22 protein-coding genes are annotated in these 22,838 nt (G+C 38.8%); 9 read left to right on the top strand and 13 right to left on the bottom strand.

Annotation, left to right across the window (positions count from 1 at the left end; translation table 11 throughout):
* Positions 1–60 precede the first annotated feature (60 nt).
* A complete protein-coding gene (locus tag ACOEN1_RS11415) occupies positions 61–927 on the bottom strand; it encodes a GNAT family N-acetyltransferase (RefSeq protein ID WP_422487036.1) in 867 nt (288 codons plus the stop codon).
* A 255-nt stretch (positions 928–1,182) separates the two neighbouring features.
* On the opposite strand from ACOEN1_RS11415, the gene ACOEN1_RS11410 reads away from it, so the two are divergent.
* Together ACOEN1_RS11410 and ACOEN1_RS11405 are read left to right on the top strand one after the other, a co-directional pair.
* Positions 1,183–2,349 (top strand): ATP-grasp domain-containing protein, encoded by a 1,167-nt coding sequence (locus ACOEN1_RS11410; RefSeq protein ID WP_422487035.1) that lies wholly within the window; start codon positions 1,183–1,185, stop codon positions 2,347–2,349.
* A 27-nt stretch (positions 2,350–2,376) separates the two neighbouring features.
* The gene (locus tag ACOEN1_RS11405; RefSeq protein ID WP_422487034.1) at positions 2,377–3,129 is read left to right on the top strand and encodes an esterase family protein; all 753 of its coding nucleotides are present in this window, start codon (positions 2,377–2,379) and stop codon (positions 3,127–3,129) included.
* A 44-nt stretch (positions 3,130–3,173) separates the two neighbouring features.
* On the opposite strand, the gene ACOEN1_RS11400 is transcribed toward ACOEN1_RS11405, so the two are convergent.
* The 3 genes from ACOEN1_RS11400 to ACOEN1_RS11390 all read right to left on the bottom strand — a co-directional run bounded on the left by ACOEN1_RS11400 (position 3,174) and on the right by ACOEN1_RS11390 (position 9,020).
* On the bottom strand, positions 3,174–6,911 hold the full coding sequence (locus ACOEN1_RS11400) for a phosphoribosylformylglycinamidine synthase (RefSeq protein WP_422487033.1): 3,738 nt from the start codon (positions 6,909–6,911) through the stop codon (positions 3,174–3,176).
* A 150-nt stretch (positions 6,912–7,061) separates the two neighbouring features.
* Complete coding sequence (locus ACOEN1_RS11395) at positions 7,062–8,045, bottom strand: ADP-ribosylglycohydrolase family protein (protein ID WP_422487032.1); 984 nt, start codon at positions 8,043–8,045, stop codon at positions 7,062–7,064.
* Positions 8,046–8,198: 153 nt separating this feature from the next.
* The gene (locus ACOEN1_RS11390; protein WP_422487031.1) at positions 8,199–9,020 is read right to left on the bottom strand and encodes an MBL fold metallo-hydrolase; all 822 of its coding nucleotides are present in this window, start codon (positions 9,018–9,020) and stop codon (positions 8,199–8,201) included.
* Positions 9,021–9,158: 138 nt separating this feature from the next.
* Here ACOEN1_RS11390 and ACOEN1_RS11385 point away from each other — a divergent pair, with 138 nt between their 5' ends.
* Positions 9,159–9,917 carry an HpcH/HpaI aldolase family protein gene (locus ACOEN1_RS11385; RefSeq protein WP_422487030.1) on the top strand — a complete coding sequence of 253 codons (759 nt, stop codon included), beginning with the start codon at positions 9,159–9,161 and terminating at the stop codon, positions 9,915–9,917.
* A 63-nt stretch (positions 9,918–9,980) separates the two neighbouring features.
* On the opposite strand, the gene ACOEN1_RS11380 is transcribed toward ACOEN1_RS11385, so the two are convergent.
* The 6 genes from ACOEN1_RS11380 to cobU all read right to left on the bottom strand — a co-directional run bounded on the left by ACOEN1_RS11380 (position 9,981) and on the right by cobU (position 14,081).
* Complete coding sequence (locus tag ACOEN1_RS11380; RefSeq protein WP_422487029.1) at positions 9,981–10,355, bottom strand: metallopeptidase family protein; 375 nt, start codon at positions 10,353–10,355, stop codon at positions 9,981–9,983.
* Positions 10,356–10,402: 47 nt separating this feature from the next.
* The gene (gene fba, locus ACOEN1_RS11375) at positions 10,403–11,335 is read right to left on the bottom strand and encodes a class II fructose-1,6-bisphosphate aldolase (protein WP_422487028.1); all 933 of its coding nucleotides are present in this window, start codon (positions 11,333–11,335) and stop codon (positions 10,403–10,405) included.
* A gap of 108 nt (positions 11,336–11,443) precedes the next feature.
* Positions 11,444–12,196, bottom strand: coding sequence for a sugar phosphate isomerase/epimerase family protein (locus ACOEN1_RS11370; RefSeq protein ID WP_422487027.1), 753 nt, complete (start codon positions 12,194–12,196; stop codon positions 11,444–11,446).
* A gap of 9 nt (positions 12,197–12,205) precedes the next feature.
* On the bottom strand, positions 12,206–12,772 hold the full coding sequence (locus tag ACOEN1_RS11365; protein WP_422487026.1) for a histidine phosphatase family protein: 567 nt from the start codon (positions 12,770–12,772) through the stop codon (positions 12,206–12,208).
* The gene (gene cobS / locus ACOEN1_RS11360) at positions 12,763–13,497 is read right to left on the bottom strand and encodes an adenosylcobinamide-GDP ribazoletransferase (protein ID WP_422487025.1); all 735 of its coding nucleotides are present in this window, start codon (positions 13,495–13,497) and stop codon (positions 12,763–12,765) included. Before cobS ends, ACOEN1_RS11365 begins: the two co-directional genes overlap by 10 nt.
* On the bottom strand, positions 13,497–14,081 hold the full coding sequence (cobU, locus tag ACOEN1_RS11355) for a bifunctional adenosylcobinamide kinase/adenosylcobinamide-phosphate guanylyltransferase (protein ID WP_422487024.1): 585 nt from the start codon (positions 14,079–14,081) through the stop codon (positions 13,497–13,499). The genes cobS and cobU overlap by 1 nt, the downstream gene beginning before the upstream one ends.
* A 160-nt stretch (positions 14,082–14,241) precedes the next feature.
* Between cobU and ACOEN1_RS11350 the strand changes: the two genes are divergently transcribed.
* The 6 genes from ACOEN1_RS11350 to ACOEN1_RS11325 all read left to right on the top strand — a co-directional run bounded on the left by ACOEN1_RS11350 (position 14,242) and on the right by ACOEN1_RS11325 (position 20,263).
* Positions 14,242–15,318: a pyridoxal-phosphate-dependent aminotransferase family protein gene (locus ACOEN1_RS11350; protein ID WP_422487023.1), complete on the top strand. Its 1,077-nt coding sequence runs from the start codon at positions 14,242–14,244 to the stop codon at positions 15,316–15,318.
* 12 nt (positions 15,319–15,330) lie between these two features.
* Positions 15,331–16,236 (top strand): D-2-hydroxyacid dehydrogenase, encoded by a 906-nt coding sequence (locus ACOEN1_RS11345; protein ID WP_422487022.1) that lies wholly within the window; start codon positions 15,331–15,333, stop codon positions 16,234–16,236.
* 13 nt (positions 16,237–16,249) lie between these two features.
* Positions 16,250–17,497, top strand: coding sequence for a DUF1015 domain-containing protein (locus ACOEN1_RS11340; protein ID WP_422487021.1), 1,248 nt, complete (start codon positions 16,250–16,252; stop codon positions 17,495–17,497).
* Between the two features lie 185 nt (positions 17,498–17,682).
* Positions 17,683–18,699 carry a coiled-coil domain-containing protein gene (locus tag ACOEN1_RS11335; RefSeq protein ID WP_422487020.1) on the top strand — a complete coding sequence of 339 codons (1,017 nt, stop codon included), beginning with the start codon at positions 17,683–17,685 and terminating at the stop codon, positions 18,697–18,699.
* Between the two features lie 12 nt (positions 18,700–18,711).
* On the top strand, positions 18,712–19,389 hold the full coding sequence (locus ACOEN1_RS11330) for a cell division ATP-binding protein FtsE (protein WP_422487019.1): 678 nt from the start codon (positions 18,712–18,714) through the stop codon (positions 19,387–19,389).
* The gene (locus ACOEN1_RS11325; protein WP_422487018.1) at positions 19,379–20,263 is read left to right on the top strand and encodes a cell division protein FtsX; all 885 of its coding nucleotides are present in this window, start codon (positions 19,379–19,381) and stop codon (positions 20,261–20,263) included. The genes ACOEN1_RS11330 and ACOEN1_RS11325 overlap by 11 nt, the downstream gene beginning before the upstream one ends.
* Positions 20,264–20,310: 47 nt before the next feature.
* Here the strand turns inward: ACOEN1_RS11325 and ACOEN1_RS11320 are convergent, their stop codons facing one another.
* From ACOEN1_RS11320 to ACOEN1_RS11310, 3 genes are all read right to left on the bottom strand, one after another.
* Positions 20,311–21,210, bottom strand: a complete 900-nt coding sequence (locus tag ACOEN1_RS11320) for a DMT family transporter (RefSeq protein ID WP_422487017.1) — start codon at positions 21,208–21,210, stop codon at positions 20,311–20,313.
* A gap of 69 nt (positions 21,211–21,279) precedes the next feature.
* Positions 21,280–22,275 (bottom strand): S-layer homology domain-containing protein, encoded by a 996-nt coding sequence (locus tag ACOEN1_RS11315; RefSeq protein WP_422487016.1) that lies wholly within the window; start codon positions 22,273–22,275, stop codon positions 21,280–21,282.
* 16 nt (positions 22,276–22,291) lie between these two features.
* The gene (locus tag ACOEN1_RS11310) at positions 22,292–22,696 is read right to left on the bottom strand and encodes a YkvA family protein (RefSeq protein WP_422487015.1); all 405 of its coding nucleotides are present in this window, start codon (positions 22,694–22,696) and stop codon (positions 22,292–22,294) included.
* Positions 22,697–22,838 lie beyond the last annotated feature (142 nt).

The following is a 22,838-nucleotide window of genomic DNA, read 5'->3' as shown; positions in this document are numbered from 1 at the left end:
CTTTAAAGGGTATTATATTTTATTGGTGGACCAGTTTTCAATTAATATGGTGGTACAGTTTTAAGTTAACACAAACAAAATAAGTGGTCTAATCATTTCATATTGGTAAAGGGAATCCTTTTCAAATCCAAATCTTCTAAGGAAGTTAGATATTCCTGCATTACTTGAAACACTCATGTATAGCTCCTGTCTTCCAGTAACCTCAATGACTTTATGCAAGAGTGCAACTCCATGCCCTTCCCTACGATGACCAGGATGAGTCCACATTCTGAATATTTTACCCTTGTTGTCAAATATAATAAAACTAACAAGATTTGAGCGGCTTGTTATTCCATAATAGTTTATATTTTGCAATTTATCAGTATAATCAAGTGAATTCTGCCAGTTTATATGTGTCTCATTTAGAATTGGCTTGATCCTGTTTATCATCTCTTGCCGTATTTTATCGACTACCAAACCTCTGCCTGGGAATTTCCTCAATTCCTTCAATGTATAATATCTTAAAAAGTAGGCTTTTTCGTAACCAAGTTCCTCGTAGAAATCAACTGCTCTTTCGTTTTCTGAAATAACCTCCAGCATCAGCATTTGACAGTTGTTATCTCTACCTATTTCCTCGTGCTTGTTCATTAGCATACGACCAAGGCCTTTTCTTCTATACGCAGGTACAACTGATAGCGTACCGCATCTGAGAGTCTTGATATCATCGTATGTGATGACACCTCCGAGAACCACTTCGACAGGTCGTTCATAATCATAAGCAATATGTGAATTATCTCTTTTATTTCCTTCTGCACCAAAAAATCTTGCAAAAAATTCTACTTTACTAAGCTTTATTTCTATCATGTAATCTGAGAATCCTTCTGCAAAAGCATTGTAAATGTCGTCATCTGAAGCTTCTGAACATTTCACAATCTTTATGTTTTCCATGTGACCCTCCTGTTAATTTTCGGCTTTTATATACCTTTATTATATTATACTGTATTTGTTCAGATATTCACGTTTTTTTTAATATTTTTATCCAATTTATGTCATTAATATAGTTTTTTCTTAATTTCTCTTGATGTAAATATATGATAGAGTAAAAAAATTTATCTGAATTTTCTATTTTTTATAGTATTACAGATTTGAAACTGTTATAATATTTTTTAAAATACAAAAGACTTTATCAAAAGGAGGCAAATTATGAACTATGTTTTTGTATCACCTCACTTTCCTTCAAATTTCAAGTATTTTGCTGTTGCCATGAAGAAAGAAGGTATAACTGTTCTGGGCTTGGGTTCTGAATCCTTTGATTCCTTGGATCAAGAATTACGCGAATCCCTTACTGAATATTATAGATTAGAGAACATGGAGAACTACGACCAAATGCTTAAAGCTTGTGGCTATTTTACATTTAAATATGGAAAGCTTGATTACATTGAGTCTCACAATGAACATTGGCTGGAACTGGATGCAAGGCTTAGAACCGACTTTAATGTCAATGGATTCAAGACATCTGACATATCATCCGTTAAGATGAAATCCCGAATGAAGCAGCACTTTATCAAAGCTGGAATTCCTGTTGCAAGAGGAAGAGTTGTACCCCAAATTGATGATGCAAGGAGATTTATTGATGAAGTTGGCTACCCTGTCTGTGCAAAGCCTGATAGTGGTGTCGGTGCATCAAACACTTACAAAATAAGAACAGAACAGGACCTTGTAGATTTCTATAAATCAAAACCCTCCATTGATTACATTATGGAAGAATTCATCAATGGAGAAATCCATACATTTGATGGTCTAGCAGATAAGGAAGGAAATGTTGTTTTCATGAACTCATTTATCTTTGGAACAGGTATTATGGAAACAGTCAATGAAAGTCTAAACCAGTTTTACCATAACCAGAGAGATTTTCCAGATGATCTACTTGATTACGGCTTAAAGACTGTAAAGGAGTTTCAGCTTAAGGAAAGATTTTTTCACATTGAGTTTTTTAGGACTACGGAAGGAAAACTTATAGCACTGGAAATAAATGTCAGACCACCGGGTGGCCTTTCGCTGGATATGTTTAATTACGCCTATGACATTGACATATACAGAAAATATGCGTTGATGGTTGCGGGAAAGGATATTGGAGATTTTCCTAAAGCAAAATACTATTGTGGTTTTGTTGGCATAAAGAAGAAAATCGATATTGACTATGAGGTTGCTAGGAATAATGCTTACGATAGGTTCGGAAATCTTATACTCTCAGACGGACCGATAGCGACTGTTTTCTCTGCTGCTTTGGGAGATTATGCTTATGTTCTAAGGTCAGAAGAATTTGAACCATTGAGAGATGCTGCAGATTATATACTAAGTCTTAGCTGATTTCATACTATATTGGGAGGTCATACCATGAATATTGAATACCATGAATTTTACAGTGAAATACTTGGCAAGGAAATGCCTTTTAAAAGCTATGGTCACGCTGGAAAGCCTATAATAGTTTTTCCATCATCAGGCGGCAGGTTTTATGAGTATGAGGATTTTGGAATGATTGAGGCATGTCAGGGATTTATTGAGTCAGGATATGTTAGATTCTATGCCGTTGACAGCATTGATAACGAATCCTGGTTGAATAAGCACGCTTGGGCAGGTGATATGGCCAATCGTCACAATCAGTACGATACTTATATTACTGATGAGCTGATTCCATTTGTTAAGGAACACAGCGGCTGGCAAGGTCCCATGATTGCAACTGGCTGCAGCATGGGAGGATATCACAGTGCAAATTTTTATTTTAGACATCCTGATGTATTTGATACTCTTATAGCACTTAGTGGAATATATGACATTGCTTTTTTTGTCGGTGATAATGTGTCTGATACGGATGTTTATTTAAATTCCCCAGTTGATTACCTTAGTAATATTGAGGATGAAAATTATCTCGCTGCATACAGAAATGGCAACATAATAATATGCACGGGACAAGGAAACTGGGAGGAAGATTCAATTCGCGACACAAGGGCAATGGATACAATCCTAAAAAGCAAGGGAATACCTGCCTGGGTTGATTACTGGGGTCAAGACGTAAATCATGATTGGCCTTGGTGGAGAATACAGATGCAGTATTTCTTGAAAGAGCTAAAGGATCAGGAAAGAATTTAGAATAAAGAGGCTAGCTTGAATTCAAGCTAGCCTCTCTTTAAATCCTATCCGAAATAGTCTATTCCAGCCTGGAATAATCTTTGATTCTTTTCGCCTGGGATATTCTTATAGATGTCATCTGCTATTCTTTCTGAGTGACCCATTTTACCCAGGACTCTTCCATCAGGACTTGTAAGGGCTTCAACAGCCATCAAGGACCCATTTGGATTATAGTATCCATCATAGGTTGCATTTCCTTCAAGATCCACATATTGTGAAACAATCTGTCCGTTTTCAATTAGCTTTGTAAGAACATCATCCTTGGCTACAAATCTTCCCTCTCCGTGAGATAGTGGCATTGTATAAATCTCTCCTACCTCCGTGTTTGCAAACCATGGTGACAGCTTTGACACTACCCTTGTCGGTTGGAGCTGTGAAATATGTCTTCCGATTCTATTGAATGTGATTGTGGGTGAAGTCTCATCAATTGTTCCTATTTCACCATTTGGCAAAAGTCCAAGCTTAATTAGCGCCTGGAAGCCATTACATATTCCAAGAACAAGCCCGTCTCTGTTTTTCAACAGATCCATCACTGCTTCAGACAAGTAAGGATTTCTAAATATGGTTGCTATGAATTTCCCTGATCCCTCAGGCTCATCCCCCGCACTGAATCCTCCAGGAATCATAAGAATCTGACTCTTGGAGATCTCACTTGCCCATTCCTTCAATGAATCATTGATATCCTCTGAAGACTGATTTCTAAATACAGTACTCGATACTATTCCACCAGCTTTCTGAAATGCTCTTATTGAATCGTATTCACTGTTTGTTCCCGGGAACACTGGAATAAAGACTTTTGGTCTTGCTATCTTAATTCCGCCATATGGCTTTGGTGTCGCATCACTTGTCAGATTTCTTATATCTTCATCCACATCAAGCTTTATTGGGAATACTCCTTTCAGAGTATTTAACCAGATATCGATAAGTTTATCCAGCCCAACTGACTCCTCACCAATTATCAGCTTTTGTTCTGATATTGTCGTCCCGATCTTTCTAAAATTCTCAGGTATTTTATCTACATCTGATGCATCCACTTCAACAAGGATGCTACCAATTTTTTTGTCATATAATTCGTTTTGTTCAATATTGTCAAATTTGAATCCTATTTTGTTTCCAAAGCTCATTTTACTTATTGAAGCAGCAATTCCACCATTGGATACTGTCATTGCCGAAAGGATGACTCCCTTATCAATCAGCGACTTGATATCAACATATGTTTTTCTGACTTCATCAAAATTTGGAAGATCATTCTCGTCTGTTTTTATCTCTGCCAGATATACTTCTGAATCTGTTTTCTTGAACTCAGGTGAAAGTATATTCTTTGTTTTATCTGTTGTTACTGCAAATGTTATTATTGTAGGTGGTACTGAAATGTCGTTAAAAGTTCCTGACATGGAATCCTTTCCTCCAATTGCTGCGATCCCAAGTTCAGATTGAGCGATATAGGCGCCTAGCAATGCACTGAATGGCTTGCCCCATTTTAAAGGATCTTTTTCAAGCTTTTCGAAGTATTCCTGCATGCTGAGTCTCGCCTTAGTGTAGTCTCCTCCCATGGCAACAAGTTTAGAGATTGCCTGGAGTACTGAATAGACTCCTCCGTGATACGGACTCCATTCACATATTTCCGGGTCATAGCCAAATGTCATAAGACTTGCAGTCGTAGTCTCACCCTCCAGTACTGGGATCTTTGCAGCCATTCCCTCTATCGGCGTAAGTCTGTACTTCCCACCTTCTGGCATCAGAACAGTTGCTGCTCCTACAGTATTGTCAAACATTGCATTCATTCCCTTCTGGGAACAAACATTCAAGTCTGAAAGTGTTTTTTCAAGTCCTTCCTGGAATGAACTGTAATTCATTTTCTCTCTGTTTTTTTCAGCTGGGCTTGCAAGTACAACATCTGCAAATTGTCTCGCTCCGTTGGTGTCAAGAAACTCTCTCTTTATATCGAGAATACTGTTGCCTTTCCAGTTCATAATCAGTCTTCCAGTATCTGTTATGTCAGCTACCTTTGTCACTTCAAGATTCTCCTGGCGTCCCAGCTGTTTAAATTCTTCCAGGTCCTTTGGATCTATTACAACTGCCATCCTTTCCTGTGACTCAGAAATGGCAAGTTCTGTACCGTTAAGTCCTTCATACTTCTTGGGTATTACGTCTAGATCTATTGTTATGCTGTCTGCCAGCTCACCAATTGCAACAGAAACTCCACCTGCCCCGAAGTCATTGCATTTCTTTATCAGGCTAGCCAGTTCAGGCTTTCTGAACAATCTCTGAATTTTTCTTTCTTCAGGAGCATTTCCTTTTTGAACCTCTGCACCTGAAGTTTCCAGTGATTCCTCAGTATGGGATTTGGACGAACCTGTCGCCCCACCGATGCCATCTCTTCCCGTCTTTCCACCGACGAGAAGTACAATATCCCCAGACTTGGGTTTTATTCTAATAACATTCAACTTTGGAGCCGCTGCAATAACAGCACCAACCTCCATTCGTTTTGCAACGTATCCTTCATGGTAGATTTCTGTAACCTGTCCTGTAGATAGTCCAATCTGATTTCCATAGGAGCTGTATCCCTTTGCTGCTTCCCTGGTTACCTTCCTCTGAGGCAGTTTGCCGGGAATGGTCTGATCCATTGGCGTTCTTGGATCTCCACTGCCTGTGACCCTCATGGCCTGATACACATAGCTTCTACCGGATAGTGGGTCTCTGATCGCTCCACCCAGACACGTAGCTGCTCCACCAAAGGGTTCAATCTCCGTTGGGTGGTTATGAGTTTCATTCTTGAACATCAACAGCCACTTCTCTGTATTTCCGTCTATGTCCACATCGATTTCAATGCTGCAAGCATTGATTTCATCTGATATATCCAGATTGTCAAGCAATCCATTTTTCCTGGTTTCTCTAGCATTTATAGTAGCCAGATCCATTAAGCTTACTGGTTTTTTAACGCCAGTCTCCATTCTGGACTCATAATATCGATCCAATGAATCCTGGAAGACCTTCTGATACTTTCCTTCCTGGATTTTTATGTCTTCAATTTCAGTAAAGAAAGTAGTATGTCTGCAATGGTCTGACCAATAGGTGTCAATAACTTTTAATTCCGTTACAGTTGGGTCTCTTTTTTCATCATTCCTAAAGTAATCCCTTATTAACTCAATGTCTCCAAAGCTCATTGCAAAACTCATTTCCTGTCTGAAGCTTTCCAGTTCTTCATCCGAGAAGTCAATAAAACCCACATGTGTTTTTACATCCTCTGGTTCTGATGTCTGGTCTAAAAGTGATCTAGGTATTGCCATTGACGCTTCCCTTGAATCAACAGGGTTGATAATATACTCCTTTACTCTCTTGAAATCCTCATCTGTGATTTCCCCTACAAGTAAAAGTACTTTAGCTGCTTTAACCTTTGCATCCATATCACCCAATAGAATCTGTATGCACTGCTCAGCAGAATCAGCTCTTTGGTCATACTGACCTGGAAGATATTCTATTGCCAGAGCTTTCCCGTCAAATTGTGGTAGATCTGTATTATGTACAATATCAACATTGGGTTCTGAGAGAATCTTGTTCACAATTTCTCCAAAGCTTTCCTCGTCTTTGCATGTAAAGTCATATCTGTTGAGAATCCGCACTGATTCAAGTCCAGCAACCTCCAAGGATTCTCTGATTTCATGAAGCATATGCATGGCCTCTACATCAAAGCCTTCTCTTTTTTCTACATAAACTCTTCTAATATCGGAAATGACAACCACCGCCTTTATTTTATTTATATATTCATCTTAGAATATCCCTCCGCTTTAGGCAAGTATATAATGGAAATTTAACAAATGAATAAAAATTTCCCCTGCAAAAGAGAAACTATCTCCTTGCAGGGGAAATCTATATTGGGAGGTATTAGCTAATTAATTGTAATAAAGTTGGTGCTTGTAATAAAGTCTATCGGCCAGAATGTTGATCTTATCTCTAAGTTCTACCCTGTAGCCCCATTGTTCAGGGATTCCATCAGTTCCAAGAACTGCACCCAAAATGTTTCCTGTAATTGAGCCTGTACTGTCACTGTCTCCATCGTGATTTACAGCAGCTATTAATGCCGACTTGAAATCATCATTAAAACGCAGTGCGCAATAAACTCCTATTGCAAGAGCTTCTTCTCCGACCCAACCTTCACCGAGACTACAAATATCTTTATATATGTCATTATCTTCTTTACTCAATTCATATGCTTTCTTCAGTGCCTTGTGCGTTTCTTCACTCTCTTCGTATCCCTCAAGATATTCAAGTGTATTCTCTACCGATTTCGACAAAGTGTGATCATTGAAAATCAGAGATATAATCCTTGCAAGAGCACCAGCTGGATAGTATCCCGATGGATGCCCATGGGTAATGGCAGCAGATTTCATTCCATATAGAAATGCATCATCTGGTGGGCAGAGAATTCCCAGCGGTGCAACCCTCATCACACCACCACATCCCTTGCTATTATTGATTGGCTTCTCAACTTGACCCATTCTTCCACTTTTAAGAGAATCAAGGCAGGAATTGCCTGGTGCTCTTCTATTATGAAATCTTGAGTCGTGAATAAGCCAACCTTCCTCGATAACAGGAATATTGTAGCCTTGCGTTGCCAACCACCTAAGATAAGCAAGATATATATTGTCCACTACCTTGTCCTTTGATGTAGTAAGCAGGATTCCTTCGGCTGTGAACAAGGTCATCTGCGTATCATCAGATACTATTGCCTTCCCCTTCTCCAGCTCTCTAATCCCTCCAGTGCCGTACTTCTGCAAAATGTCTGTATAATTCATGAATTCCACAGGGTAGCCCAGCGCATCACCGATTGCACCACCAAGTAGACAACCATATATCATTTCTTTTTCCCTAGCCATTATATCCCTCGTTCTCCAAATATTTTGTCACTCTACATTTCAATTATACTCGATACTTCATTGTTTTACACTAATTTTTTTATTTTTCATACTTATATAAGCACTTCAATTACAATGAGTATAATGAATTTTATGACATCTATCATCTACGAGTCATAGTTCAATAATTGTTCCGGTTGCCAGATACTCAATTCGACTTTTCATTATATCTTTTAAATACTCAAATTGATCGTATCCTGTACAATGCCCTGTATAATAAACTATATCATTTATATTTAGTTTTTCAGCAACTTCATTTAGGAATTCTCTGTCCTCCTCCTTGTTTTTATCCAGATCATACAAATGGAATCCACCAATAACGGCTGTAAGAGGTCTATCAAGGTGTTTGTCACACTGGTCAAGAATGTTTACAATGCCTCGGTGTGAGCACCCAACTAGTAATACTCTTTTATCATTTTCTTTTATAAGTAAATTCTGTTCATGGTGGAAATCATCCTGCTTCCATTTTTCATCTACTCTCATAAGTAATCTATTGTTTCCTCTGGGCAACATTTCACTTCCCTTAATATGTGAGAATAGAATCAGATCATCATCAAAATACAAGTCTTCGTCAACAAATCGTACTCTATCATTATTCATCAGGGAAATATCTATTCCAGAGTCCTTCCTTTTCCCTTCTTTTATTGACCCATGTGCTCTGAAAGCCTCTTTATGAATATAGATAAGCGCCTTACTGTTTATTTCCATAAAATCCTTGATGCCTCCGCCATGATCGTAATGTCCATGAGATAGGATCATCATATCCACATCCTCGAGCTTAACTCCCATTTTCTCGGCGTTTTTTATGAACTTGTCAGTTTCACCTGCATCAAAGAGAATTTTCCTTTCCCCCACTTCAATATACATACTTAGCCCATGTTCTGTTTCATAATCCTCTGATACTGATCGATTTTCTACAAGAGTCTTAATTATCAATCTGATCACTCCTTTCAATATACAACTTTTACCCTAATTGGATTCGTTTATTACACAACCACTGACATATATTGACTTCTACGCTAGATAACAGTAAAGTAATCATATGAGAGGATGGTGTTATAGTTGTTGAATTCAATGAAAAGAAAACTTGATGAAGGTAAAAATGTTCTGGGTACTTTTTTTGAACTTGGAAGCGAAGAAGTTGTTGAATCGCTAGGCTATACTGGTCTTGACTTTATTATCGTAGATACCGAACACGGACCGTATAATGCCGAAAGCACTGCTAGATTTACAAGGGCTGCTGAGGTAGTCCAGCTTACAACACTAGTCAGGGTAACTGATATTTCAAGACCTTCCATGCTTAGGAATCTTGATATTGGTGCAAAGGGTCTTATTGTGCCTTGTGTTGAAACTGTTGATGAGGTAAAGAAGCTCGTTGAATGGTCAAAGTATACACCTGTTGGAAAAAGAGGTTATTTTAAGGCAAGATCTGCAGGGTATGGTGAAAAGGAGTTTGCAAAGGATCTGGGTGAATACTTTCAAACCTGTAACAGAGAAACTTTACTTATACCCCAATGTGAGACCATTGGCTGTCTCGAAAACATTGAGGAGATTATGTCCATTGAAGGAGTGGATGGTATCTTTGTTGGCCCATTTGACCTATCAATCGGTCTGGGAATTCCAGCTCAATTTGACAATCCCAAGTTTAAAGCAGCGCTGAATAGAATTTTAAAAGCTGCCAAGGACAATAACAAATACTCCTTTATATTCTCAACCGATGCAGCATCGGCAAGAAAGATGTTTGAACTGGGTTATCAAGGAGTTGCAGTTGGTATGGATGCAGGTTTTCTCATTTCATCTGTAAAGTCTGCAGTTAGTGAGATTATGGATTAAGAAGAAGGATGAATCCTTAAATAGAGGGTTCATCCTTCTTTTGCTTTGCTCAACTTCACCAAATCAATCCTGGAGATACTTTCTCAAAGCTTCATGATCCTTGATAATCAGTCCTCTTTCTCCGGCGAGAGTTTCAAGGTGATGGGTGAATTCGTGCACAAGAGTATGCTCAAGATGATTCTTTAACTCTTCTTCAGATATATTCCTAAACACTCGTTTAAATGAGCCATAATATATTCGTATATGGCTTCCTGTGATGCTTTTATGATACTCCCCCATAACATAGAGTCTTCTATCATTTCGGCTTTTTGGATGATACTTGTGCTGTGGAAGTAAAACAACTCCTTCATTAAGTCTATTGAAAAACTCAGGAGGCAAAGTTTCTGCTATTTCATCCAGAATCTGGTGAACTCTTTCAATATCAGGAAATCTGTCCATGTTACCAACTCCCGCAAAAAATCAAAGGGGCAAAACGCCCCCTTATCCTAAAGATTTGATCCGCTTGATCCAAGTACATTCTTGATTTTATGTTGTACCATTCCCTTGATAGCTGATCTGGCTGGTCCAAGGTACTTTCTTGGGTCGAATTCTGATGGATTCTCAACTAGAAATTGTCTTATGGCAGCTGTCATGGCAAGTCTAAGATCTGTATCAATATTTATCTTGGCTACATTCATCTTGGCTGCCTTTCTTAGCATTTCTTCGGGAACACCCTGTGCTCCTGGGATATCTCCACCATACCTGTTGCAAAGCTCTACAAACTCAGGCAACACTGTTGAAGCTCCATGTAAAACCAAAGGTGTATTTGGCATCAGCTTTCCAATTTCTTCAAGTCTTGCAAAATCAAGTTTTGGTTCTCCCTTAAATTTATATGCGCCATGGCTTGTTCCGATTGCAACTGCCAGTGAGTCGATTCCTGTTCTCTTAACAAATTCTACAGCTTCTTCAGGATCTGTGTAGGTTGCATCCTCCTTGGCTACATTGATAGCATCCTCTACTCCAGCTAATTTCCCTAGCTCGGCTTCAACAACAACTCCTCTTGCGTGTGCATAGTCTACAACTTCCTTGGTAATTCTTATGTTTTCCTCAAATGGATAATGAGATGCATCAATCATAACTGATGTAAAACCATCGTCAATACATTGCTTAACTATGTTTAGATCCTCACCATGATCAAGGTGAAGCACTATGTCAAGATTGCTGTCTTCAAGAGCAGCCTCAACAAGTTTTACCAGGTAAATTGAATTTGCGTATTTTCTCGCTCCGGCTGAAACCTGAAGGATCAAGGCTGACTTTTCTTCCTTGGCAGCATCCACAATACCCTGGATAATCTCCATATTATTTACATTGAAGGCACCAATTGCATAGCCACCCTGCTGTGCTTTCCTGAACATTTCAGTTGATGTAACTAGTCCCATATATATCTCCCCTTTATATTTATTTTGTTACTAAATGCTCTGTACTGTAATATACCCTAATCTTCCCTTGTTTAATTAAGGAAATGATCAGGTCGAGCAAGCAATCTATTATATGTTATATCTCTTAATCTCCTTTACAGGATCTTGAACCCTGTATTCAAGTGCAAGCACTGGATCAATCCCCTCCTTATTCAGGATTCTTAACACGCTCTCAATTTTTTCATCAGTTGGAACCAGGTGCTGATCTTCCATTCCATTGTTTCCGTGGATATGTATATACTCGATTTTTTCTCCAAGTACATGAACCCATTCGGACAAAGATGAATGACCAATATTCATATGACCAATGTCCATATTTATAGCAATTCTATCTTGTCCAATTTGATCAATCAGTTCTTTTAGCATATATGGTGACTCTTCAAATACGTTTTCTATTACTACCTTTCCTTTATAGGGCGTCACTTCCATTATTGCCTTCCAAAATTCAGCTGCCTGCTTGTTATTCAATTCCCTTAAAAAAGACTGATTAAGATATGGGTTAATCTGACTGTGAAAAACCACAAATTGAACATTCAGCTCGTGAGCAATTTCAAGAGTTTTCCTATACTTTATCTGGCTGATTCGCCTGATGTCCTTGTCAGGGCTTGAGGGTTTGAGGTCGAGGAATGGTCCGTGCAAGGATTTTATTCCTTTAAGCTCAGGGAGTTTTGTGCTATAGTCACGGACCAGCTTATCTATCTGCTCCTCTGATAGATTCGGCTCCACAAAATCCTGTAACTCAACACCGCAGCCAGCCTTGTTAAACTCCTGTACATCCAGCTCTTCTATTGTACTGATGCAATTTACAATTCTTCTACTCATTTCGCCCTCCTATTTGTGGTTAAGCTTCTTTATATATCTGTAGTCCTTGTCTGCTGAAATAACAGTAAGACTTGCATTTTCAATCCTGAATCTGAAGAAGTGCTCTGAACTACCAATTACCCAGCAGCAGGCCAGTCTTATTATTCCCTCGTGGGTTACAACCAAGACATTCTCATTTCTATCAAGAAGATCGACCATAAAACTTTCCACTCTCTTATATGTATCTGTGATATTCTCACCTTCTGGTATTGTGTAATTAAACGAGTCCTCCATCCATAACTTTGTCTCTTGAGGATAGTCTTTCTGATACTCCTGGAAAGTAAGTCCTGCAAAGACTCCAAAGTTCATCTCTCTTATCCTGTCATCCTCTTCCCCTTGGAGACCAAGATATGAAAGTGTCTGAAGTGTTCGTTTCAAGGGGCTTACATAAACCTTAGAAAAATGATATTTCTCAAGCAAGGTTCGAGTATTCTTTATTTGTTCGATTCCTTCCTCTGTTAGGGTTGTAAAGTCCCTGCTGAATCTCTTCTCAAGATTATCATGGGACTCCCCATGTCTAATAAATATTATATCCATACTGTCACTCCCCAAAATATTATCATTGATGCTACCTCACACAACTCAATGATTGCTCCGTATACATCTCCTGTCAATCCATCTATCTTCTTGTATGACCATAGTGTCATTGCCTCTCCAACTACCAAGCTCCCCGCAAGTGGTAGAATATACCACGGATTTATAAACATTATTATCCCTATGTAAATTATTCCTGCCATAATAATATTTTTGCCTGCAACTGAACTTTTAAACAATACTCCCAAGCCATCTTCCCTTGCATTCTTCTTTGCAAGAATCACATATCCTGCAACAAGTCTTGCATTGGCAAGAGATAGTGGGATTGCAATCCACGCACTGGCTGGCAGCTCATACACCGCAACGAACTTTGAAAGAATAAGAAATATCAAGGCAAGAGCACCAAATGAACCAAGTGTGCTATCCTTCATTATCTCCATTACACGATCCCTTTTTCTACCTGAAAGGAATCCATCAAATGTATCAGCCAAACCATCCAAATGCAATCCACCTGTAAAGGTTGCAATTACAAGTATGGATAGAAGGGATGCAATCATCTTGCTGGTACTGTGAAGCATAATGATGGGCAATGCAGCAATACAACCTATTATTATTCCAATAAAAGGCAGGAAGAATAGACTTCTTCCAATGTTTTTTTCATTGAAGGAAACCTCTTTGCCAACTGGTATTCTTGTAAAAAACTGTAATGCCAGAATCAATCCATCCATTATTTTAACCTCACTGGTATTCCACAGCTGACTAGATAGACCTCATCCGATTTTTCAGCAACCCTTTGATTAAGTCTTCCCTGGATATCCCTAAATACTCTGCCTATATGATGCTCAGGCACAAGTGAATACCCAACCTCGTTTGTTACCATAATTAGTGTATATCCATTTTCTTCAACCTTTTCAATCAGTTGCAGAACCTCTTTGAAAATCCTGTCTTCAACCTCTTTTTGAAGCTTGGGACTAATTTTTTCATCCTCTTTAAAATCATTGGGAATAAAATCATCGGGGACGGTTCTTTTTGATTTATATGTCATATCAAACATTATGTTTGAGGTCAAAACTGTAAGACAATCCAAAAGATAATGCTCTTCATCTCCTACAGCCTCTGCCAGGTTGTAGTTCCCTTCGAAAGTTCGCCAAAAATCTGGTCTACTTTCCCTGTGGTGATCAATTCGATCCTTCATTTCATCATCTTCTACTCTTGATGTAGCAATATAGACAACATCATTTTTATCTTGAAACTGTTTTTCAGCAAAGGAACTTTTGCCACTTCTAGCTCCCCCAACTAATAATTTTATCATTTTATTCACCACTTTTTCTAAATATTTGTCTTATGTCTATCTTATCACAGTAGGGATAAAGCTGAAAACCCACAGTTAACAGATTTTATTGACATTCAACGTATATTTGATACACTTTTAGGGTAAAACTAACACAAGACCAATTTAAGGAGGTAATGCTATGCACAAAAAATTATTTATCCCGGGACCTGTTGATGTACTTCCAGATGTCCTGGAAAAAATGGCAACACCACAAATAGGCCACCGAACCAAGGAGGCTTCCGACCTTCAAAGAGGTATTTCAGAGAAACTTCAGAAGGTCTTTTATACTGAAAACCAGATACTTCTTTCAACAAGCTCAGGAAGTGGTCTGATGGAGGGAGCAATCAGATCCTTAACTAGAAAAAGGGCTGCTGTTTTTTCAGTGGGCGCTTTCGGTGACAGATGGTACAAAATGGCTACTTCGAACAATGTACCTACAGATTTGTTTAAATCAGACCTAGGTGAGCCAACAACTGTTGAAATGGTTGATGAAGCATTAGCCACAGGAAAATATGACGTTATTACCGTAACACACAATGAAACATCTACGGGAGTTATGAACCCGACAAAAGAAATTGGAGCATTATTGAAGGATAAATATCCTGATGTTCTATACCTTGTGGATACAGTTAGCTCCATGGGAGGCGTAAAGATTGAATCAGACGCCTGGGGTATGGATGTTGTTATAACATCGACTCAAAAGGCTCTGGGATTACCAGCTGGTCTGGCAATATGCTCAGTTTCTGAAAGAGCAATCGAAGCAGGCCGTGAGGTTCCAAACAGAGGATTGTACCTGGACCTGGTTTCACTATATGATACAGTCAAGAAAAAAGACCATCAATATCCATCCACCCCTTCCCTATCACACATGTTTGCACTTGATTACCAACTGGACAGGATTCTTGAGGAAGGTCTTGAAAACAGATATAAAAGACACAAGGAAATGGCTGAGCTTGTTAGAGATTGGGCAAGAAAGAATTTTGAAGTTTTTGTTAAGGATGAAAACTATCTTTCACAGACTCTTACCACTATTAAAAACACTCGCGAAATCAGTGTTGGAGACCTAAACAAGGAGCTTGCCAACAGAGGATTTATGATTTCCAATGGTTACGGTGACCTTAAGAACCATACTTTCAGAATATCCCACATGGCAGACTATACCATGGATGATGTCAGAGATCTTCTCTCCACCATCGATGATATACTCGGACTTTAGAGAGGTGATTATATGTTGAAAATATTAGCTACTGACGGCATTGACAAATCAGCCGTTAAGGAACTTGAAGCACTGGGCCATGAGGTCCACGAGCAGTTCTATGAGCCTGAGGAGCTTAAGGAAGCTTTGAAAAACTATGATGTTGTTGTTGTAAGATCTGCCACCAAGATAAGAGAACCAATAATTGATGCAGCTGCCGAAGGCGGTAAACTGAAAATGATAATCAGAGCCGGAGTCGGTGTTGACAATATTGATGTTAAATATGCTGAAGGTAAAGGAATAAAGGTAAGAAATACACCAAACTCAAGCAGCGCATCTGTTGCTGAGCTTGTACTGGCACATATGCTCGCCCTTTCTAGATTTGTTGGGATCTCAAACGTTACCATGAGAAATGGTGAATGGAATAAAAAGAAATACAAGGGAATCGAACTGGCTGGAAAAACACTTGGCTTGGTTGGCTTCGGTAGAATATCCAGAGAACTTGCTCAAAAAGCTAGTGCACTGGGTATGAAAATTGCCTATACAAATAGAAGTGGTGCAAAAGATGAGTATCCTGAGTTTACTTTTATGGAACTCGACGAACTTCTTAAAAACTCAGATTTTGTATCAATTCACACACCTGCAATGAAAGATGGAAAAGCGCTTATGGATAGCGAAAAGATTTCATTGATGAAAGACGGCTCCTATCTAATAAACTGTGCACGTGGCGGAGTTGTGGACGAGGCTGCGCTTTTGGACGCTATTAAGTCTGGTAAGCTTGCTGGAGCAGGAATTGATGTTTTCCAGGAAGAACCCACTAAGAACAAGGAGTTGTTGGACCATCCCAATGTTTCTGTTACACCACATATAGGTGGATCAACCAATGAAGCACAAATGAGAATCGGCGAAGAGGTAGTTGAAGTAATAAAAAGTCTTTAGAGGAGGAATGCAAATGGCCGTACTGAAACCGTTCAAGGCACACAGACCCGCACCTAAGCTTGCTGACAAGGTAGCTGCTCTGCCCTATGATGTAATGAATAGCAAGGAAGCAAGGGAGGTTGTAAAAGACAATCCCTACTCCTTCCTGCATGTTGATAAATCTGAGGTAGACCTTCCAGAGGATATTGATATACACGATGAGAAAGTATATGAAAAAGCAAGAGATAATCTTGCCAAAATGATCAAAGATGAAGTTTTCATCCAAGATGACGAAGACAGCTTGTATATTTACAAGCAGATTATGGATGGAAGAGCTCAGGTAGGACTTGTTGGGACAAGCTCCATCGATGATTATCTTAACGATATAATAAAGAAACATGAGTATACAAGAGCTGACAAGGAACTTGACAGAATAAACCATGTAGATTACACGAATGCAAACACCGGCCCAATCTTCCTCACATACAGAAGCAAGGATGAAGTCGATAAGATTATAGAGAATTGGATGAAGGAAAACGATCCAATATATGATTTCCAATCAGACGACGAAATAACCCATACAATATGGAAAATTGATGACAAATCAATTATTCAAAAACTAGTATCACTTTTTGGCTCAGTCGACTATCTCTATATAGCTGACGGTCATCACAGAACAGCTTCAGCTGTTAAGGTGGGATTAAAACGTAGAGAAGAGTTTCCAAAATACGATGGAACTGAGGAATTCAATTTCTTCTTGTCTGTCCTCTTCCCTGACAAAGACCTTTATATAATGGATTATAACCGTGTTGTAAGAGATCTTAATGAGTATTCCACAGCAGAGTTTATTGAGCTCTTAAGGGAAAAGTTCGCTGTTGAGGAATATACAAAAGACGGTCAGTATAAACCAACTGAGAAGCATACTTTTGGTATGTTCCTCGATGATAAATGGTATGTTTTAAAGGCTAAGGAAGGATCATTTGATAAGGATTCTCCAGTAGACCGACTTGATGTATCAATTCTTCAAAAAAATGTTCTGACTCCTCTTCTTGGTATAATGGATCCAAGGGTTGATGAAAGAATAGACTTTGTTGGAGGAATCAGAGGACTTGCTGAGCTTGAAGAAAGAGTACTCAATGGTATGAGGGTAGCATTCTCGATGTATCCAACAAGCATTGAGGATCTTATGGCAATTGCAGATGCAGGAGAGGTAATGCCTCCTAAATCCACATGGTTTGAGCCTAAATTAAGAAGTGGACTATTTGTCCATACATTGGATTAATTGACCGGCCTGGTGAATAGCCAGGCCTTTTCAATGTCTTAACCCATTGACATAATCGTCACAAGTATTGTATAAATGATATGAGGTGAAAAATCTTGAAAATCAAAGCCATCATACTTATAACAACTATATTACTCACCATATTCACATATTCTTTTGGTACACTTGTTGAGCCAGGTCAGTCAATGGGAGAAATTAACTCAACTATTTCCCAGCTGAGTCAGGAGGAAATTGAGATTCTTGAATCCCTTTTCCTAATACAACAGGAAGTCAGAGACCTTGAGATAACTGAAGAACGAACTTCTAGGGAAATTGAAGAACTATCCGTTAAAATTGAAAATATAGAAGAAGATATCGTAAATCTAGAAGTTTCATATAATGATAACCTGGATATTATGGAAGAAGTGCTTCGTTCCTACCAAAGAAAGGGTCCTCTTTCAAACCTTCAGCTTATATTAAATTCAGATAATCTTTCCATCCTGCTTAAGAGAATAAACAGCATTAGGGATCTTTCAAGAAACACCAATGACCTTTTGTTTACAATAGAGAGTGAAAAGCAGGAGCTCTCCCTGGTGAAGGCAACTCTGGATGAAAATTTAAAGGAAATTGAGAATAGACGTGTAGAGCTTAGAAGGACGATTGAAGAAAAATCAACAACAATAGCATTTCTTGAAGAAAGCCTTCAGGCGCTTCAGGATGAGAAAGGCAGATACGAAGGCTATCTCACCCAGCTGGATGATTCGTGGAATGATGTAAAACCTATATTTCTTGAAACAATTCAAGGAATCACAGAGACAGTTGAAAGTGGTGAACTTCCTGAGTCAATGCTAAATGTAAGAATAAGTTTCTCAGGAATAAGTGGAAAGATTTTTGATGAAGAGTTAAACCGGGAATTATCTAAAAGAAGCTACCCCACTGAACCACAGCTGTTATTCCATGAGGATTATGTAAGACTTGTAATGCCTGAACTAAATCTTGATATAAGAGGTAATCTGATTATACTTGACAACAAGACACTTCGTTTTGAAATTACGGATGGTAAATATATGGGCCTTGCTCTTGAAAAGTCAGCTGTTATGGATCTTTTTGATTTTGGTTATCTGGATCTTAAATTTCATAGACTTCTAGGAAACAATACTATTCGTTCAATAAATCTTCAGGATGGATACATGGACCTGCAGATTCGACCATCTTTATTCTAAAGGAGAGATTCGATGATAACCACTAAAAATTTAAGTCTCAGATATAAGGATGGGACCTTCGGTCTTGAGGATGTCAATATTTCAATTCCACCAGGAGAAATTGTATATATAACCGGTCAAAGCGGTTCAGGTAAGACAAGCCTAATAAAGCTCCTTCTGGGCATGGAAAAACCTTCCTCTGGCGAGCTGTTTGTTCTTGGAAATTCGATGGATAAGATTACTGACAAAGAACTGCAAAGTCTTAGACAGCAGATTGGGCCGGTTTTCCAGGACTTCAAGCTTCTTGATGGCCGATCTGTAAATGAAAATGTACTTGTCGGTATGAGATTCTTAAAGATAAAAAAGGAAGATATGTATGAGAGATCCCTTAAAGCACTTGAAAAAGTCGGTCTATCCCACAAAGTCCATTCATCAGTCGAAAATCTCTCATATGGTGAAAGACAAAGGGTTGCCATAGCACGATCTGTGGCAAGAAATCCAAAGCTGATAATTGCAGATGAGCCTACGGGAAATCTGGACAAGAAGAATTCTGTTCTGATTCTTGAGCTTCTCAAGTCCTTCCGGAGCCCAGACACGACTGTTATTATAACAACCCATGCCACGCACCTTATACAAGATGAGAAGGATTGCATTCACATCCAGGTGGATGACGGCAGAATGACAATCAAGGAGGTGCCTCATGGGAACTAGACCCAGCAATACAGGTTATTATTTAAAGGAAGTAAAGACACTGGTTAAGAGAGATATTTCTTCAAATCTTCTGTCGGTTTTAAGCCTGGCATTTATCTTTTTTATTCTTGCTCTGGTATTCTCTTTGGGTCTTGGGTCAAATTACATGATAACTCAGATTGAAGATCAGGCTGAAATAAGTATCTACTATGAAGACAGCGCCTCTGTCCCTCTATTGATACAGGAACTGGAAGCTATCGAAGGAGTCATGGATGTGACTCCGGTGGATGATGAAACTGCCAGGGAACAAATGATTCAGGTCCTTGGAAGTGACTCAAGAATAGTGGAGCTCTTTGACCATAATCCCTTCAGCGCTTACCTGGATGTCGGTATCAGGATAGAGTCCGTTGATAAAATATCAGAAGAAGCTGCTCTATTAAGCGGTGTGGATCTTGTTAGAGACAATAAGGAGGTTCTTCAAAAGCTACAAGAGATTTCCGGATTAATAAGGATTATTGGCATCTTTATCCTTCTTTCGGTCTCAATTGCCACTCTTGTAATAACCTCACACCTTATCAGACAAGGTGTTTACCTGAATAGGGACTCAATTGGAACCCTGAAGCTACTCGGAGCACCCGACGGATTTGTTTACAGGCCATTTCTTGTAAACGGAATGTTGACGTCACTTTTGGCAGGACTAATTTCCCTGATCATGACTTATTTTTCAACAAGGTACCTGTATAGCCAGCTTTCAGGAAGTCTTCCATTTATAGTACTTCCAGATTTTGCAGATCATATGATAACACTTGTAATTTTCACCCTTTCTCTGTCAGTAATCCTAGGAATATTTGGTGGACTAATGGGAATAAAATCAACCAAACCAAAAAACAGTTAAGGAGAGTTCAAAATGAACTCTCCCTTTTATTACTAACAACAGCTTTTTTACAATAATAGCAATATGGCTACACCAGCAACTGAAACAAATGCTCCAAATATCTCAGAAGGCTTTACCTTTTCCTTAAAGAGTAGTATTGAGAATGGAATTATTGTTATAGGTGTAATGGATGTAATGGTCGATGCAATTCCTGCAGTTGTATATCTCAGTGCAACCAATGAAAGGCTGACTCCCAGGAAAGGTCCAAATATTGATCCTAAAAGTGTGTATTTAATAGCTTCACGATCTTTTATTGCAAGCTTTAATTCACCCCATCTTCCCATAACAGTTACAAAGATTACAAAGCTTATGAATCCGGCAATTATTCTGATTTGTGTTGCTGCAAAAGTATTGTAGTCAAGAAGCCCCATCTTGCTGAAGATTAGTCCAACAGCCTGACCAAGAGCGCCAAGAAAAGCCCAGAAAAGTCCTCTTGGTGAATACTTCATTCTCATTTTTTGTTGGCTTCTATCCCTGCTCATAACCACGATCACTATTCCCATTATAGTAACCATCATTCCAATGACTCCGGATAGTGAAAGGGTTTCGCCCAAAAGAAAATAACCGAACAATGCAGCCATGGGCGGACTCGTTGCCATCATCAGGAGTGAAATCCTTACTCCTACTTCTATGTATGCCTTAAGCATAAAGAAATCTCCCAGAAAAAATCCTATTATTCCCGATACAGTGAGCCATGTCCAATTGTGAATTGAGGCATCTGTAGGAAAAGGCACTCCCCTTGTAATATAAGCGGTAACTGTCAGAAATGCAAATCCGAAAACGAGCTTTATGAAGTTTACTGATAAACTTCCAATCTTACTGCTTGCTTTTCCAAAGAAAATTCCTACGAGAGTCCAGCTGAATGCGGTGGCCAATGCAGCCAACTCGCCAATATTTTGTTCAATCATTCCTTATCCTCTCTTTCAGTTCAGTATCTGTGCATATTCAAAGGCCTGCCTGATGGCAGACCTGCATTATTACTCAAAGTGTTCGTAAGCTCTTGTGGTAAGCATAACAGCCTGTTCCCTGGTAGTGTACTCCTGAGGGTGAAGATTATTGTTTTCATCGCCCTTAAGAATCCCCTTATCAACAAGGAACATAACACTGTCATAAGCATATGCTTTTATCCCATTTTCAATCGCAAGAGGATTATAAGCTAAACTTATTGAAGTATCAATTCTTTGAAGGGTCCTTGTAATCACCACTGCAATGTCCTGTCTTGTTATTGGGTTTTCCGGTCTGTACGTACCATCCTCGTAACCTGTTATTATGCCAAGAGCTGCAGCTTTCAGAACCTGCGGATTGTAAGAGTCCGAGAAATACTTTCCTGTAGTATCAATCTCTTCCCCTGTTTTGCTCTCATAATATGCAACCATTACTTCGGCAAACTCTTCTCTGGTAATGACATCCCTCATATTGGTGCTTATGCTTTCAGGTATCAGATTGTACTGATGAGCTTTGTCAAGTTCTGCAATGGCCCATGGTGATGCGTAATTGTAAGGATACATCTTACCGCTTGTAACAGGCGGACTGTAGCTTCCAAACAAGGTGTAGCTACCCAGTATATCTCTTTGGGCAAGTCCAATCCTCACTCTGAAATTGTATGATGAAAACATAAGATTAACAGGCTCCTCAACAATTCCAAGCTTTAAAAGATCCAGGTCAATCCTTGAAAAACCCTCTGGTTCTCTTTCTAAATCAGAGTATTTGAAATTCATTTCTCTCATAACAACAGAATCGTCATACCTTACATAAAAGTTTACTTGAATATATAGATTGTCTTTGTGTGTTTCGTTCTGGAAAATTGTAATTGTGGATTCTTCATCAATCCATCTAAGTATAAAGTACGGGTTCTCGTCTTCAACAACTTCCACTGAGAATTGCTTCGGTGCACCGGGTCTTAATACCTGAGCTGAAGCTACTGATGGCAGAAGCATAGCAATAACCATCAAAATTATCATTAATCTTTTCATGTCAACCTCCAACCAGCTACTGGTTTTTCTTCCACTCGCTGTATTTTTCGATTTCACCTTTAAGCCTGCTGACAACATATCCAATAACAGCAGCATCATCAAGATATCCTCCCAGTAAAAAGTCAGGTACAATATCAATAGGATTTACCAAATATATCAAACCTGCTATAACTGTAATTATGGTACCTTTGGAGACAAATGTATATTCCTTTTTCGAGTAGTCTTTTACCATGGAAATCATCTTCCCAATATCGTTAATCAAATCAGATAATTGCTCATTGTCCCTAATAATAAGATTGGCAGAGCCTAGTAAATCCTTTAATCTTTCAGGATTGTTATAGTACTGTTTTGCTTTACGACCTAAACTGGCCAGGACTCTTCCTGGATTTATTCTCATAATATCATCTCTTTTCCTATTCATATCATTGTTCAATCATATAATTATACCATAGCAGCCAATTCTAGACAATCCACAGAAATACATGTATGTGTTTATCTTTTGATAATGTCACCTTATAATTATCTTTTGATTATGTCACAATAATCTTATGAAAAAAGAGGTG

The organism is Gudongella sp. DL1XJH-153, assembly GCF_049310905.1.
GTDB lineage: Bacteria > Bacillota > Clostridia > Tissierellales > Tissierellaceae > Gudongella.
This window is presented reverse-complemented; position numbering and strand designations above follow the sequence as displayed.

Excerpts from the sequence above, each read along its gene's own strand:
- cobU (WP_422487024.1), bottom strand. The coding sequence starts at position 14,081 with ATGATAAAATTATTAGTTGGGGGAGCTAGAAGTGGCAAAAGTTCCTTT.
- ACOEN1_RS11320 (WP_422487017.1), bottom strand. The coding sequence starts at position 21,210 with ATGATTGAACAAAATATTGGCGAGTTGGCTGCATTGGCCACCGCATTC.
- ACOEN1_RS11350 (WP_422487023.1), top strand. The coding sequence starts at position 14,242 with ATGCACAAAAAATTATTTATCCCGGGACCTGTTGATGTACTTCCAGAT.
- ACOEN1_RS11365 (WP_422487026.1), bottom strand. The coding sequence starts at position 12,772 with ATGGATATAATATTTATTAGACATGGGGAGTCCCATGATAATCTTGAG.
- ACOEN1_RS11405 (WP_422487034.1), top strand. The coding sequence starts at position 2,377 with ATGAATATTGAATACCATGAATTTTACAGTGAAATACTTGGCAAGGAA.
- ACOEN1_RS11380 (WP_422487029.1), bottom strand. The coding sequence starts at position 10,355 with ATGGACAGATTTCCTGATATTGAAAGAGTTCACCAGATTCTGGATGAA.
- ACOEN1_RS11385 (WP_422487030.1), top strand. The coding sequence starts at position 9,159 with ATGAAAAGAAAACTTGATGAAGGTAAAAATGTTCTGGGTACTTTTTTT.
- ACOEN1_RS11395 (WP_422487032.1), bottom strand. The coding sequence starts at position 8,045 with ATGGCTAGGGAAAAAGAAATGATATATGGTTGTCTACTTGGTGGTGCA.
- ACOEN1_RS11415 (WP_422487036.1), bottom strand. The coding sequence starts at position 927 with ATGGAAAACATAAAGATTGTGAAATGTTCAGAAGCTTCAGATGACGAC.
- ACOEN1_RS11335 (WP_422487020.1), top strand. The coding sequence starts at position 17,683 with ATGGGAGAAATTAACTCAACTATTTCCCAGCTGAGTCAGGAGGAAATT.
- ACOEN1_RS11410 (WP_422487035.1), top strand. The coding sequence starts at position 1,183 with ATGAACTATGTTTTTGTATCACCTCACTTTCCTTCAAATTTCAAGTAT.
- fba (WP_422487028.1), bottom strand. The coding sequence starts at position 11,335 with ATGGGACTAGTTACATCAACTGAAATGTTCAGGAAAGCACAGCAGGGT.
- ACOEN1_RS11325 (WP_422487018.1), top strand. The coding sequence starts at position 19,379 with ATGGGAACTAGACCCAGCAATACAGGTTATTATTTAAAGGAAGTAAAG.
- ACOEN1_RS11370 (WP_422487027.1), bottom strand. The coding sequence starts at position 12,196 with ATGAGTAGAAGAATTGTAAATTGCATCAGTACAATAGAAGAGCTGGAT.
- ACOEN1_RS11315 (WP_422487016.1), bottom strand. The coding sequence starts at position 22,275 with ATGAAAAGATTAATGATAATTTTGATGGTTATTGCTATGCTTCTGCCA.
- ACOEN1_RS11330 (WP_422487019.1), top strand. The coding sequence starts at position 18,712 with ATGATAACCACTAAAAATTTAAGTCTCAGATATAAGGATGGGACCTTC.
- ACOEN1_RS11340 (WP_422487021.1), top strand. The coding sequence starts at position 16,250 with ATGGCCGTACTGAAACCGTTCAAGGCACACAGACCCGCACCTAAGCTT.
- cobS (WP_422487025.1), bottom strand. The coding sequence starts at position 13,497 with ATGGATGGATTGATTCTGGCATTACAGTTTTTTACAAGAATACCAGTT.
- ACOEN1_RS11345 (WP_422487022.1), top strand. The coding sequence starts at position 15,331 with ATGTTGAAAATATTAGCTACTGACGGCATTGACAAATCAGCCGTTAAG.
- ACOEN1_RS11310 (WP_422487015.1), bottom strand. The coding sequence starts at position 22,696 with ATGAATAGGAAAAGAGATGATATTATGAGAATAAATCCAGGAAGAGTC.